The following is a 13,441-nucleotide window of genomic DNA, read 5'->3' on the forward strand; positions in this document are numbered from 1 at the left end:
GGTCCCCGAACCACCGGGAGCAAGGGCGGCATGTCACTCAGCGACACGTCATCGCCGTCGTCAGCGGGCGTCGGTGAACCGCTCCCCCTTCTCCGCCTTCTCCACCAGCAGCGCCGGAGGCGTGAACCGCTCCCCGTAGCGCTCGGCGAGTTCACGCGCGCGTGCCACGAATCCCGGCAGGCCGGTACCGGCCCCGCCGCCCGTACCTGCCCCGGCGCCGCCGTCGTACCCGTTGATGTACTGCAGGACGCCGCCAGTCCAGCCCGGGAAGCCGATCCCGAAGATGGACCCGATGTTGGCGTCCGCGACGGAGGTCAGCACGCCCTCCTCCAGGAGCCGGACGGTGTCCAGCGCCTCGGAGAAGAGCATGCGCTCCTGCATGTCGCGGAAGGGGATCTCGGATCCCGGCTTCGTGAAGTGCTCGCGCAGGCCGGGCCACAGCTTGCCGCGCTTGCCGTCCGCGCCGTACTCGTAGAAGCCCGCGCCGCCGCTGCGGCCGGTGCGGCCGAACTCGTCGACCATGCGGTCGATGACCGCCTCGGCCGGGTGCGTCGTCCAGGTGCCGCCCGCCTCCTCGACGGCCTGCTTCGACTCCTTGCGGATCTTGCGCGGGAGCGTGAGCGTCAGCTCGTCCATGAGCGAGAGGACCTTGGCCGGGTAGCCGGCCTGGGCGGCCGCCTGCTCGACGGACGCGGGCTCGATGCCCTCGCCGACCATCGCGACACCCTCGTTGATGAAGTGCCCGATGACGCGCGAGGTGAAGAAGCCGCGCGAGTCGTTGACGACGATCGGCGTCTTGTTGATCTGCCGTACGAGGTCGAAGGCGCGGGCCAGCGCCTCGTCTCCGCTCCGCTCGCCCTTGATGATCTCGACGAGCGGCATCTTGTCGACCGGCGAGAAGAAGTGCAGTCCGATGAAGTCGGTCTGCCGCTCCACGCCCTCGGCGAGCACGGTGATCGGCAGGGTCGAGGTGTTGGAGCAGAGCAGCGCGTCGGGCTCGACGATGTGCTGGATCTCCTGGAACACCTTGTGCTTGAGCGAGGTGTCCTCGAAGACGGCCTCGATCACGGCGTCGCAGCCGGCCAGGCCGTGCGGGTCCGCGGTGGGCGTGATGCGGGCCAGGAGCGCATCGGCCTTCTCCTGGCTGGTACGTCCCCGGGAGACCGCCTTCGCGCAGAGCTTCTCGGAGTAGGCCTTGCCCTTGGCCGCCGCCTCGGCCGACACGTCCTTGAGGACGACGTCGATGCCCGCGCGGGCGCACGAGTACGCGATGCCCGCGCCCATCATCCCGGCGCCGAGGACGGCGACCCTGCGGACCTTGCGCGGCTCGATGTCCTTGGGGCGGTTGGCGCCGGAGTTGACCGCCTGGAGGTCGAAGAAGAACGCCTGGATCATGTTCTTCGCGGTCTGCCCGGTGACCAGCTCGGTGAAGTAGCGGGCCTCGATGACCAGCGCGGTCTCGAAGTCGACCTGGGAGCCCTCCACGGCGGCCGCGAGGATGTTGCGCGGCGCCGGGTAGGGGGCGCCGTTCAGCTGCTTCCTCAGGTTGGCCGGGAACGCGGGCAGGTTGGCGGCGAACTTCGGGTTCGCCGGCGTACCGCCCGGGATCCGGTAGCCCGGCTTGTCCCAGGGCTGGCTCGACTCGGGGTTGGCGTCGATGAAGGCGCGCGCCTTGGCGAGCAACTCCCCGGGGGTGGCCGCCACTTCGTGGACGAGGCCGTTCTCCAGGGCCCGCTGCGGGGAGTACTGGGTGCCCTGGAGCAGCACCTTAAGGAGCGCGTCCGCGATGCCCATCAGGCGGACGGTGCGGGTGACGCCGCCGCCCGCGGGGAGCAGACCGAGGGTGACCTCCGGGAGGCCGATCTTGGAGCCGGGGGCGTCGAGGGCGACGCGGTGGTGGGAGGCGAGGGCGATCTCGTAACCGCCGCCGAGGGCCGCGCCGTTGATGGCGGCGACGACCGGCTTGCCGAGGGTCTCGATGCGGCGCAGGGAGGACTTGATGGCCGTACCGGCGTCGAAGGCCTGCTGGGCGTCCTCCGGTCCGGCCTGGATCATCTCCTTGAGGTCGCCGCCCGCGAAGAAGGTCTTCTTGGCGGAGGTGTAGATGATCCCGCGGATGGAGTCCTTCTCGGCCTCGGCGCGTTCGGCGATCGCCGCGATCGAGGCCTTGAAGGCCTGGTTCATGGTGTTGGCGGACTGGTCGGGGTCGTCGAGGACGAGGGTGACGACGCCGGTCTCGTCCTGTTCCCAGCGGATGGTGGTGGGCTCAGTGCTCATCAGGGGATGCTCCGTTGATCCGTTGGGAGGGTTCAGACGCGTTCGACGATGGTCGCGATGCCCATGCCGCCGCCGACGCAGAGCGTGGCGAGGCCGTAGCGCTTGTCCTGGCGCTCGAGTTCGTCGACGAGCGTGCCGAGGATCATCGCGCCGGTGGCGCCCAGTGGGTGGCCGAGCGCGATCGCGCCGCCGTTGACGTTGACCTTGTCCAGGGACAGGCCCATGTCCCGCGCGAAGCGCAGGACGACCGCCGCGAAGGCCTCGTTGATCTCGACGAGGTCGATGTCGTCGATGGTCAGACCGGCCTTCGCGAGCGCCTTGCGGGTCGCGGGCGCGGGCCCGGTGAGCATGATGGTGGGCTCGGAGCCGGAGACGGCCGCGGAGACGATCCGCGCGCGCGGGGTGAGGCCGTGGCGCTCGCCGACCTCCTTCGAGCCGATGGCTACGAGGGACGCGCCGTCCACGATGCCGGAGGAGTTGCCCGCGTGGTGGACGTGGTCGATCGCCTCCACCCAGTGGTACTTCTGCAGCGCCACGGCGTCGAAGCCGCCCAGGTCGCCGATGTCGGCGAACGACGGCTTCAGCCTGGCGAGCGAGTCGGCGGTGGTGCCGGGGCGCAGGTGTTCGTCGTGGTCGAGGACGACGAGCCCGCTGCGGTCCTTCACCGGGACGACGGACTTCGCGAAGCGCCCGTCCTTCCATGCGGCGGCCGCCCGCTCCTGGGACAGCGCCGCGTACTCGTCGACATCGCGGCGTGTGAAGCCCTCGATGGTGGCGATGAGGTCGGCGCCGATGCCCTGCGGTACGAAGTTCGTGGCCAGGTTGGTCATCGGGTCGGCGAACCAGGCGCCGCCGTCCGAGGCCATCGGCACCCGCGACATCGACTCGACGCCGCCCGCGAGCACCAGGTCCTCCCAGCCCGAACGGACCTTCATCGCGGCCAGGTTGACGGCCTCCAGGCCCGAGGCGCAGAAGCGGTTCTCCTGGACGCCGGCGACCGTGTCGGGCAGTCCGGCGGCGATCGCGGCGATCCGGGCGATGTCGGAGCCCTGGTCGCCGACCGGGCCCACGACACCGAGCACGATGTCGTCGATCGCCGCGGGGTCGAGGCCGGGGAGGCGGCGCTGGACCTCGTGGATGAGCCCGACGACCAGGTCGATGGGCTTGGTGCCGTGCAGGGCGCCGTTCGCCTTGCCGCGGCCGCGCGGGGTGCGGATCGCGTCGTACACGTACGCTTCGGTGCTCACTGGTCAAGCCTTTCAGGAGGGTTAGCCGAGGAGGGAACGGCCGATGATCTCCTTCATGATCTCGGTGGTCCCGCCGTAGATGGTCTGGATGCGGCCGTCGGTGAAGGCCTTGGCAACGCGGTACTCGGTCATGTAGCCGTAGCCGCCGTGCAGTTGGAGACAGCGGTCCGCGACCCGCTTCTGCAGCTCGGTGGCCCACCACTTGGCCATCGAGGCGTGCACGGCGTCGAGTTCCCCGTTCGAGTGATCGACGATGCAGCGGTCGAGGAAGGTCCGGGTGACGGCGCACTCGGTGGCCATCTCGGCTATCTCGAAGCGGATGTGCTGGAGCTTGGACAGCGGCCGTCCGAAGGCCTCGCGCTCCTTGACGTACTCGGTGGTGATCTCCAGCAGGTGTTCGGCGGCGGCGATCCCGCCGACGGCGATGGTCATCCGCTCCTGCGCGAGGTTCGTCATCAGATGGACGAAGGCGCCGTTCAGCTCGCCGAGCAGGTTCTCCTTGGGCACGGTCACGTCGTTGAAGAACAACTCGGCCGTGTCCTGGGCCTTCTGGCCGATCTTGTCGAGGTTGCGTCCGCGCTCGAAGCCCGCCATGCCGCGCTCGACGACGAGCAGGGACAGTCCCTTCGCACCGCCCTCGGGAGTCGTCTTCGCCACCACGATCACCAGGTCGGCGAGGATCCCGTTGGAGATGAAGGTCTTGGAGCCGTTGAGCAGCCAGTGGTCGCCCCGGTCCTCCGCGTGTGTCGTGATGCCCTGGAGGTCGGATCCGGCGCCGGGTTCGGTCATGGCGATCGCCGTGATCAGCGAGCCGTCGCAGAACCCGGGCAGCCAGCGCCGCTTCTGCTCCTCGGTGGCCAGGCCCGTCAGATACGGCCCGATGATGTCGTTGTGCAGCCCGACCGCGATCCCGGCGGCTCCCGCGCGCGTGAACTCCTCGGCCAGTACGGCGCTGTAGCGGAAGTCGGCGTTGCCGCCGCCTCCGTACTCCTCGGGCACGGCGAACCCGAGGAGCCCCTGCTTCCCGGCCGCCAGCCAGGCGTCGCGCGAGACGATGCCGTCCTTCTCCCACTGTTCGTAGGACGGCAGCACCTCCTTGGCGAGGAAGGTGCGCACCGTCTCACGGAACGCGTCGTGCTCGGGCTCGAAGATCTGCCGCTTCATTCGGGACTGCCCTTCAGGAGGTCCGGTACGTCCCAGTCGTGGGCCACGTCCGCGACGTCGGCGCCCGGCTGGGCGGGGCCGCTGCGGACGGAGGTGTGGGTGACGGAGAAGCGGGGTGCGGGGGCGGGCTGGGTGATGCCGCCGTGGTCGGTGAAGGTGCCGCGGGCGGCGAGGTGCGGGTGGGCAGGGGCCTCGCGCAGCGAGAGGACCGGCGCCACGCACGCGTCGGAGCCCTCGAAGACGGCCGTCCACTCGTCCCTCGTACGGGTCTTGAAGCGGGCCGCGACCGTCCGGCGCAGCTCGGCCCAGCGGGTCCAGTCCTTGCGGGCGTCCGCGAATTCCGCGAGGCCGAGAAGGTCCACGAACCTGTCGTAGAACTGCGGCTCCAGGGCGCCCACCGCCATGTACTTCCCGTCGGCGGTCTCGTACGTCCCGTAGTACGGACAGCCGCCGTCGAGGAGGTTGGCGGCACGCCGGTCCTGCCAGCCGCCTGCGGCGAGCATGCCGTGGATCATCGTGGCGAGGTGGGCTGTGCCGTCGACGATGGCTGCGTCGACGACCTGGCCGGTGCCGGTGGCGCGCGCGTGGTGGAGGGCGGCGAGGACGCCGACGACCAGGTAGAGCGAGCCGCCCGCGTAGTCGCCGAGCAGGTTGGCAGGGGCGGGCGGGGGCTCCCCCGGGGTGCCGATCATGCCGAGGGTGCCGGTGAGCGCGATGTACGCGATGTCGTGCCCGGCGCGCTGAGCGAGGGGGCCGTCCTGGCCCCAGCCGGTCATCCGGCCGTAGACCAGCCGGGGGTTGCGGGCGTGGCAGGTCTCGGGGCCCACGCCGAGGCGCTCGGCGACGCCCGGGCGGTAGCCCTCGATCAGGATGTCGGCGCGGTCGACCAGGTCGAGGACGCGCGCGGCACCGTCGGGCGACTTCAGGTCGATCAGCACCGAGCGCTTGTTGCGGTTGGTGACGTCGTACTCGGGATTGACGGCGAGTCCGGCGCCGCCGGGCCGGTCCACCCGCACGACGTCGGCGCCGAGGTCGGCAAGGAGCATCGCGGCGAACGGGCCGGGCCCGATCCCCGCCAGCTCGACCACGCGCACCCCGGCGAGCGGACCGTGCGCTGCCGTACCTGTCACTGCCATCAAGCCCCCAGCGCTGTGACACTACTGATGTGACATCAGTGATGTTAAGAACGTGTTCCACATCGGGCAAGCCCCTGACGAGCAAGCGCTTAGTTAAATTCCAGTGCGATCGAGACGGCGGCAAGCGCGCGAACGCGCCCGCAAACACCCGACAGGCAACCGAGCACGGCGCCTCGGCGCCCGGTACTAGCGGGCGTCCAGCTCCGCGACCAGCTTCTTCGGAGCGATCACGCGATAGCTCTCCTCGACCCAGTCGCACAGCAGCTCCGCGGCCGGAGCCCCTTGCTCCTCCAGGGGTATGCGCACCCAGCCGGACTTTCCGAGGCCATAGCCGGCGGGCTCGGCGCCGGGCGAGGTCAGGGCGTGGGCGTGCGCCTCCTCGTCCTTGAGCTTCAGCGTGACGCCCAGCGGATAGCTGCCGTCGTCCATGCCGAGGAAGACGAACACCTTCTTGTTCACCTTGGCGACTGATTCGCTCCAGGGAAACTCCTCGGTGGCGCCGGGCAGCCCGAGGGCGAACTCGCGCACCTTCTCCCACTTCTTCAGCGCGCTCTTCGGCACCGCCACGGCTACCTCCGGCCTGTTCGTCCTGCCTCTTCTTCGGACCTCGTCGTTCGGCTGCTCGTACCTCACGCTAGCCTCAGCCACCGACAACGGCGCTTCGCGCACGGCTGGCCGGATCACGAGCAGGAGTGTCATGAGCAGGCTGAACGGGACGGATCACGCGGATCGCGCGTACGACATCGTGCTCTTCGGAGCCACGGGGTTCGTCGGGGCGCTCACCGCGGAGTACCTCGCCGCGCACGCGCCCGAGGGGCTGCGATGGGCGATCGCCGGGCGCAGCCTGGAGAAGCTGGAGCGGTTGCGGGAGCAGCTGGCCGGTGTCCCCGGCACCGCGACTGCGCCCAGTGTCCCCGGTGTCCTTCACGCGGACGTGTCCGATCCGGCGTCGCTGCGCGAACTCGCCCACCACGCGCGCGTGGTGGCCACGACGGTCGGGCCGTACATCACGTACGGCGAGGAACTGGTGGCCGCCTGCGCGGACGCCGGTACCGACTACGTCGACCTCACCGGTGAGCCTGAGTTCGTCGACCTGATGTACGTCCGGCACGACGCACGCGCGCGGGAGACCGGGGCACGGCTCGTGCACGCCTGCGGTTTCGACTCGGTCCCGCACGACCTGGGCGCCTACTTCACCGTGCGGCAGCTTCCCGAGGGCGTTCCGCTGCGGGTCGACGGGTACGTGCGCACCCACGCCATGTTCTCCGGCGGCACGTTCGCCTCGGCGCTCACCCAGTTCTCGCGCGGGCGGCACATTCTGGCCGCGGCGCGGGACCGCAGGCGGCACGAGCCGCGGCTGGTGGGCCGCCGGGCTTCCACGCCGGCGAGCGCACCGCGGTTCGCCAAGGAGGTCGGGGCGTGGGCGCTGCCGCTGCCCACGATCGACCCCCAGGTGGTGCAGCGGTCCGCACGGGCCCTGGAGCGGTACGGGCCCGACTTCCGTTACCGCCACTACGCGGCCGTCGAACGGCTGCCCATCGCGGTGGGCGGCGTCGCCGCGGCGGGTGCGGTCTTCGCGGCCGCCCAACTGCCGCCCGCACGCCGCTGGTTGTCCGACCGGTTCAAGCCCGGGGACGGACCGAGCGCCGCGCTGCGTGCGAAGAGCTCGTTCTCGGTGCGGTTCGTCGGTGAGGGCGGCGGGCGCCGCGTCTTCACGGAGGTCGCGGGTGGCGACCCCGGCTACGACGAGACCGCCAAGATGCTCGCGGAGGCCGCGCTGTCCCTGGCCTTCGACGAACTGCCGGAGACGGCCGGGCAGGTCACGACGGCGGTGGCGATGGGGGACGCGCTGACGGAGCGGCTGCGCGGGGCGGGGATCACGTTCCGGGTGGCGGCCACCCTCTGAACGGGCTCTGTTGGGCCCACTTGAACGGCTTGGGCTCTACTGGGCCCACCCGGTGACCGTGTAGATCATCCCGCCTATCCAGGCGACTCCGGCGATCACCGCGAGGAACAGCGCGCCCATCACGGCGCGCTCGACGGGCTGGGTGGGGTGGGCTTCGGGCTTCGGGGCGCGGTGCGTCGTCATGGGACACAGCCTGCCGATCATGACCGTGCCCCGACATCCGTACAGATACTCAGATCACGTACTCAGTCAACGGGGCGGCCTCCAGGAGTTGCCTCCTGGAGGGCCCGTCCGCAGAGGGAGTCCGCTCGTCGGGTGGACTCCGGGAGGCGGTACTTCGGGGTGAGCGCGAGCGTGTGCGCACACGCGTTGTCGAGGCTCACCCGGTGGCCGACCGACACGAAAACCGGCTTCACACCGTCCTGGGTGCGCAGGGCGCGTCCCACCTCGTCCTGGCCCGCGTCCTCGCCTGCGACGAGCGGGGACGCGCTGCCGCGCCGGGCGCCCGGCTCCTCGTACGAGAAGGTGAAGGGGTTCTTGGCGACCCCGATGGTGGGCAGCCCGGTGAGCACGCCGAGGTGGCTGGCGAGGCCGAAGCGCCGCGGGTGGGCCAGGCCGTAGCCGTCGCAGACGACGAGACCCGGTGCGCAGGGCAGGGCGTCGAGTGCGGCCAGGACGGTCGGGAGTTCACGGAAGGCGAGGAGTCCGGGAACGTATGGGAAGGAGACCTGGCCGACGGCGGTCGCCTCCGCGACGACATCGAGCGTCGCCGCGTCGAGCACGACGGCCGCGGCCACGACGACGTCCCGTTCGTCGTCGTACGCCACGTCGACACCGGTCACATGGCCGGTGCCGGGCGGCGGTCCCGGTTCACCGAGGACCACCCGCCCCCGCAACTCGTCCTGCACTGCGCGCGCTTGCTCTTCGGTGGCGGGCCAGCCCGCGGGGATCCTTACGGTCGTCATGGTGGGCACGAGCGTACGACCACGAAGCGGGCCGGTCGCGGCCTGTCCATGTCCGAGCGGCCGTGGATCAGGTCAGCGCTCCAGGCGTGCCACCCGGCCCTGTTCGCCGGATGCCCAGCAGCCGAGGTCGGGGGCGCAGTCCACGGTGTCGTACGAGCCGGTGTCCAGCGTGCGCCAGGTGCGGCCGCCGTCGGTCGTCAGGTCGGTGCCGGTGGGGCCGACGGCGAGCGCGGACGTGCGGCTGTGCGGGAGCCAGGTGACGCCGGAGCGGTAGGCGGGCGGCGGCTGTGCCGCGGGCGTCCAGGTGCGGCCGCCGTCGGGGGTGAGCGCCGCCGCCTGCGGGGAGGCCTGGTCGGCGCGGTAGTCGCCGCCGACCGCGAGGCCGTGGGTGCGGTCGCGGAAGGCGAGGGCGAAGACGCCGCGCGCCGGGTCGCCGGCCGGAATGGTCGTGTCGGCGGCCGTCCAGGTCAGGCCCCGGTCGGCGGAGTGCAGCACGCGCGCGCGTGCACCCCCGCCGGTGGCAAGCCACACGTCACGAGGCCCCGAGCTCACCAGGCACTGCCCGCCGGCCGCGAAGCCCGCCTCGCCTGCCTGGGCCGCGGGCATGCCGTCGTCGGGCAGAACCTTCCAGGAGCGGCCGCCGTCGCTCGTGGAAAGGATGCGGAACTTGCCGTCCACCGGGTCGCTCATCGCCAGACCGTGGCGGCTGTCGAAGAAGGTGACGCAGTCGTAGAAGGCTCTGGCGTCGGTGTTGCGGAACGACTCGGTCCAGGTCGCGCCGCCGTCATCGGTCCTGAACACCCGGGAGGCCTCGCCCTCACCGATGGCCAGGACCACGGCGCGCCGCGCGTCGAAGGCCTCGATGTCGCGGAACTGCAGGTCCTGGGCGCCGGGCGGCGAGACGTTCCGCCAGTTCGCGCCGCCGTCGACGGTACGCAGCACGGTGCCGCCGGAACCGGCCACCCAGGCGGTGTTCCGGCTGACGGCCGACAGCCCGCGGAAGCGTACGTCCGCGCCGCTGTCCTTCAGCTCCCAGTGGGGCATCTTCGCCGCCGCCTCCGCCACCGTTTGCGCCTGCGCGGGCGCCGCCGTCAGCACGGCGGCGAGTGCGGTCGCGCACAGTCCCACGGTGGCCATCCGACTCGTACGTCTCGTGCGTCGCGTCTTTCCCAAGCCCCTCATGGCGGGCGAAGCTAGCCCACTCCCCCGGTGACGTCCAGATGGCATCCTCCGGGAACCCGGAGACCTCTACTGGGTGTCCTCTTGGATGTCCGGACACCACAGGACGGGAACTGGATCACCACAGCAAATGAAAGCGGTGACACAGGTCACTCAGGTTTCATGTGCACGGATCGACTCGTTCTTTCGTCTCTTCAATTGACCGGCCTCATCCGCCCGGAGTTCGTTCAGCTGTCACAAAGGGAGCAAGGCGTTGTCCATCGTCATCGAGCAGCCCGTAGAGGCACGTCTCGTCGCCGCCGCGCCGAGGATGCCGAGCATTCCCGCAACCCTCCACTACGACCGAAGCGATCCCTTCGCCGTCCGTATGACCTTCCCCGCCCCGGCCACTCTGGAAGGCGTGGAGGTCTGCTGGACGTTCGCGCGCGAGCTTCTCGTGTCCGGACTGGAGGGCGCGGTGGGCTTCGGGGACGTACGCGTACGCCCGTACGGCTACGACCGCACCGTTCTTGAGTTCCACGCCCCCGAGGGCACCGCGGTGGTGCATGTGCGCTCGGGTGACGTACGGAGTTTCCTGAGCCGCAGCACTGACCTCGTGCCCGTGGGGCTCGAGCACCTCCAGGTGGACCTGGACCACGACCTCGCGGAGCTCATGCGCGGCCCCTGCTGAGCGGCTCCCGACCTTCCTCAGCAACTGCCACTCATCAGCGCGTCGAGCTCGGTGCGGTCGAGCCCTGCCGCCGGCGAGTCGTAGGTTCCCGTGCCCCGCAGCTCCCGCGCGGCACGAGACACCACGACGCGCCCGGCGTCCTCAACCGCCGGCGGCCCCCGTCGCCACCCCCGCGGTCACCGCGACCATCACCGCTGTGCGCACCTCCTGGATGACCTTCTTCAGGGCCGGAGCCGCCGCGCCGCTGCGTTCGGTCAGTTCCTCGATGCGGTCTTTGTAGAGCTTGCGGTCCTTGCCCGGCAGGAGGGTGCGGAGTTCGGCCGCGGCGGCGAGAGCCACCAGGGCCGCGTCGCGGTCGGAGACGTCGGCCACGGGCACCGGCCCCACCAGCACCTGCCGTGCCTCCGCGCGCAGTCCGTCAACGGCGGACGCCCGCGCCAGCTCGTACTCCACGGACGGGAACAGCCCGAGCACCCGCTTCTTCTCCGCCCGCAGGTATCCCTCGGCCACCAGCTGCGCGCGTACGGCGTCCAGGGTGACGCGCGCCCGAAGGGTCACCCACGCCTTCCATTTCCGTGGCCGGGACTCCTCGACGAGTTCCAGGAGGCCGTCCAGGACGAGATCCCCCGTGGAGGCGTCGGGATCGACGGGGGTGGCGATGCCCTCCACGTCCGCGAGGAGTCCGCGCTGCGCGAGTTCGGTGAGGGCGCCGGCGCGCACCAGGTGGTGGAGGTCGGTCGCGCCGGTGACCCTGAGCTTCTCGGTGTCCCAGGAAAGCAGGTAGAGCCGGGCGGGCAGCGAGAGCGAGTCGTCGGGCACAGGGTCTCCTTCGCGTCGTCTGACGGCCACGCTAATTCCTTTGACAGCGGTGAGGGCCCGCTCCTACCGTGTGTAGCGGTCCTGTTGCCGTCGATTGGAGAAGGACGTTGCTCGTCTGAGGTCTGAGACACCGCGTCACACACAGCTGGCTCCTGTCGGCCTCGGTGTGCGCAGCGTGCGACCTCGGCGTACGAGCCGTCCTTCCGGTACAGGGCCTTTTCGCTGCCCTCGGAACCGGATCCGTCCTCGGACTTGATCTGCCTCGTACCTTGGCCGTCCCACCTCGCGGTGTCCCCCACACGTGCCCCTGACCACACCCGGCAAACCGCGAGGCCACTTTGTCTACCTTCCCCACCTCCATCACCTGTACCTCCCTCACCTTCGCCTGGCCGGACGGCACCGCCGTCTTCGACGACCTCCAGATCGCCTTCGGCCCCGGCAGGACCGGACTCGTCGGTATCAACGGATCTGGGAAATCCACCCTGTTGAAGCTGATCGCCGGGGAACTCACCCCTGCGGACGGCACGGTGCGCGTGGCGGGCGAGGTCGGTTATCTGCCGCAGAACGTCACGCTCGACACGGGCCTGCGTGTCGACGAGGCGCTCGGCATCGCGGCCACCCGAGCCGCGCTGCACGCCATCGAGGCGGGCGACGCGTCCGAGGGGCACTTCGACGCCGTGGGAGACGACTGGGACGTCGAGGAGCGTGCGCTCGCGACACTGGGCGAACTCGGGCTCGGCCACATCGACTTGGACCGCACCATCGGTGAGGTGTCGGGCGGCGAGTCGGTACTGCTGCGGCTGGCCGCACTCCTGCTGCGCCGTCCCGACGTACTCCTGCTGGACGAACCGACCAACAACCTCGACCTGTACGCGCGTCGACGGCTGTACCCGGCCGTCGAGGCCTGGTCCGGCGTCATGGTCGTGGTCAGCCACGACCGCGAACTCCTCGACCTGGTCGACCAGATCGCCGATCTGCACTCCGGTGAGGTCACCTGGTACGGCGGCAACTTCTCCGCCTACGAGGAGGCGCTTGCCGTCGAGCAGGAGGCGGCCGAGCGCATGGTGCGCGTCGCCGAGTCCGACATGAAGAAGCAGAAGCGTGAACTGGTCGACGCCCAGGTCACTTTGGCCCGGCGCAAGCGGTACGGGCAGAAGATGTTCGACCAGAAGCGCGAGCCGAGAGCTGTCATGCGGGTGCGCAAACGCACGGCGCAGGTGTCAGCCGGCAAGTACCGCGGCCTGCACGAGGAGAAGCTCGCCGAGGCCAAGGAACGCCTCGACGAGGCGGTGGACGCCGTACGGGACGAGGACGAGATCCGCGTCGAGCTGCCGTACACGGCCGTGCCTCCGGGCCGTGAAGTCCTCACCCTCCAGGACCTGGAGCTGAGGTACGGCGCGCGTGTGGCCGGCGGTTTCGATCTGCGCGGGCCCGAGCGGATCGCGCTGATCGGGCGCAACGGCGCGGGCAAGACGACGCTGCTGCGCACGATCGCCGGGGAGCTGGACGCCGTGTCCGGAGAGGCGCGGGCCCATGTGCCGCTGCGGTTCCTGCCGCAACGGCTCGATGTCCTCGACGACGAGCTGAGCGTCGTCGAGAACGTGGCCCGCTTCGCGCCCGCCGCCACCAACAACCGGATCCGGGCGCGGCTGGCCCGCTTCCTGTTCAAGGGGGCGAAGGCCGACCAGTGCGCTGCGACGCTCTCCGGCGGCGAGCGCTTCCGCGCGGCGCTCGCTGCGCTGATGCTGGCCGAGCCCGCGCCGCAGCTCCTGATGCTCGACGAGCCGACGAACAACCTCGACATGGCGAGCGTCCGGCAGCTCACCACGGCCCTGGAGTCGTACGAGGGGGCGCTGATCATCGCCAGCCACGACATGCCGTTCCTCGAATCGGTAGGAATCACGCGCCGGCTGCTCATGGAAGGAGGAGAACTGAAAGAAATCGGGCGGGAAGCTGTGGGGTATCCCTCCTAGCGCCGGGCGCGGGGAACCGCATAGCTTCGGAGACAGGGGCCGCCCGGCCTCGCCTGCCATGACTGCCTCGCGTGGGTCCTGGGGGCTGTTGTCGGCGCGGATCGG

The 13,441-nt window shown here is 70.6% G+C and carries 12 protein-coding genes; 3 read left to right on the forward strand and 9 right to left on the reverse strand.

Annotated features, from left to right (window positions below; all coding sequences use genetic code 11):
- Positions 1 to 60: 60 nt before the first annotated feature.
- From OG246_RS36000 to OG246_RS36020, 5 genes are all read right to left on the reverse strand, one after another.
- Positions 61 to 2,277 (reverse strand): 3-hydroxyacyl-CoA dehydrogenase NAD-binding domain-containing protein, encoded by a 2,217-nt coding sequence (locus OG246_RS36000; protein WP_266472944.1) that lies wholly within the window; start codon positions 2,275 to 2,277, stop codon positions 61 to 63.
- 32 nt (positions 2,278 to 2,309) lie between these two features.
- Positions 2,310 to 3,524, reverse strand: coding sequence for an acetyl-CoA C-acetyltransferase (locus tag OG246_RS36005; RefSeq protein ID WP_266472945.1), 1,215 nt, complete (start codon positions 3,522 to 3,524; stop codon positions 2,310 to 2,312).
- Between the two features lie 21 nt (positions 3,525 to 3,545).
- Positions 3,546 to 4,688, reverse strand: a complete 1,143-nt coding sequence (locus OG246_RS36010) for an acyl-CoA dehydrogenase family protein (RefSeq protein WP_266472946.1) — start codon at positions 4,686 to 4,688, stop codon at positions 3,546 to 3,548.
- Positions 4,685 to 5,824, reverse strand: coding sequence for a CaiB/BaiF CoA-transferase family protein (locus OG246_RS36015; RefSeq protein WP_266472947.1), 1,140 nt, complete (start codon positions 5,822 to 5,824; stop codon positions 4,685 to 4,687). The genes OG246_RS36010 and OG246_RS36015 overlap by 4 nt, the downstream gene beginning before the upstream one ends.
- 186 nt (positions 5,825 to 6,010) lie before the next feature.
- On the reverse strand, positions 6,011 to 6,391 hold the full coding sequence (locus tag OG246_RS36020; RefSeq protein WP_266472948.1) for an MmcQ/YjbR family DNA-binding protein: 381 nt from the start codon (positions 6,389 to 6,391) through the stop codon (positions 6,011 to 6,013).
- 130 nt (positions 6,392 to 6,521) lie between these two features.
- On the opposite strand from OG246_RS36020, the gene OG246_RS36025 reads away from it, so the two are divergent.
- Positions 6,522 to 7,730 carry a trans-acting enoyl reductase family protein gene (locus tag OG246_RS36025; RefSeq protein ID WP_266472949.1) on the forward strand — a complete coding sequence of 403 codons (1,209 nt, stop codon included), beginning with the start codon at positions 6,522 to 6,524 and terminating at the stop codon, positions 7,728 to 7,730.
- Positions 7,731 to 7,766: 36 nt separating this feature from the next.
- Here OG246_RS36025 and mmpA read toward each other — a convergent pair whose 3' ends face one another.
- The 3 genes from mmpA to OG246_RS36040 form a co-directional block, all read right to left on the reverse strand.
- Positions 7,767 to 7,913, reverse strand: coding sequence for a morphogenic membrane protein MmpA (mmpA, locus tag OG246_RS36030; RefSeq protein ID WP_266475083.1), 147 nt, complete (start codon positions 7,911 to 7,913; stop codon positions 7,767 to 7,769).
- Between the two features lie 62 nt (positions 7,914 to 7,975).
- A complete protein-coding gene (locus OG246_RS36035; protein WP_266472950.1) occupies positions 7,976 to 8,695 on the reverse strand; it encodes an endonuclease V in 720 nt (239 codons plus the stop codon).
- Between the two features lie 72 nt (positions 8,696 to 8,767).
- Positions 8,768 to 9,832 carry an oxidoreductase gene (locus tag OG246_RS36040; RefSeq protein ID WP_266472951.1) on the reverse strand — a complete coding sequence of 355 codons (1,065 nt, stop codon included), beginning with the start codon at positions 9,830 to 9,832 and terminating at the stop codon, positions 8,768 to 8,770.
- Positions 9,833 to 10,127: 295 nt separating this feature from the next.
- On the opposite strand from OG246_RS36040, the gene OG246_RS36045 reads away from it, so the two are divergent.
- Positions 10,128 to 10,544 carry an SsgA family sporulation/cell division regulator gene (locus OG246_RS36045; protein ID WP_266472952.1) on the forward strand — a complete coding sequence of 139 codons (417 nt, stop codon included), beginning with the start codon at positions 10,128 to 10,130 and terminating at the stop codon, positions 10,542 to 10,544.
- 141 nt (positions 10,545 to 10,685) lie between these two features.
- On the opposite strand, the gene OG246_RS36050 is transcribed toward OG246_RS36045, so the two are convergent.
- Positions 10,686 to 11,363 carry a GPP34 family phosphoprotein gene (locus OG246_RS36050; RefSeq protein ID WP_266472953.1) on the reverse strand — a complete coding sequence of 226 codons (678 nt, stop codon included), beginning with the start codon at positions 11,361 to 11,363 and terminating at the stop codon, positions 10,686 to 10,688.
- Positions 11,364 to 11,701: 338 nt separating this feature from the next.
- Between OG246_RS36050 and OG246_RS36055 the strand changes: the two genes are divergently transcribed.
- The gene (locus OG246_RS36055) at positions 11,702 to 13,336 is read left to right on the forward strand and encodes an ABC-F family ATP-binding cassette domain-containing protein (protein ID WP_266472954.1); all 1,635 of its coding nucleotides are present in this window, start codon (positions 11,702 to 11,704) and stop codon (positions 13,334 to 13,336) included.
- Positions 13,337 to 13,441 lie beyond the last annotated feature (105 nt).

The organism is Streptomyces sp. NBC_00620 (assembly GCF_026341825.1).
GTDB lineage: Bacteria > Actinomycetota > Actinomycetes > Streptomycetales > Streptomycetaceae > Streptomyces.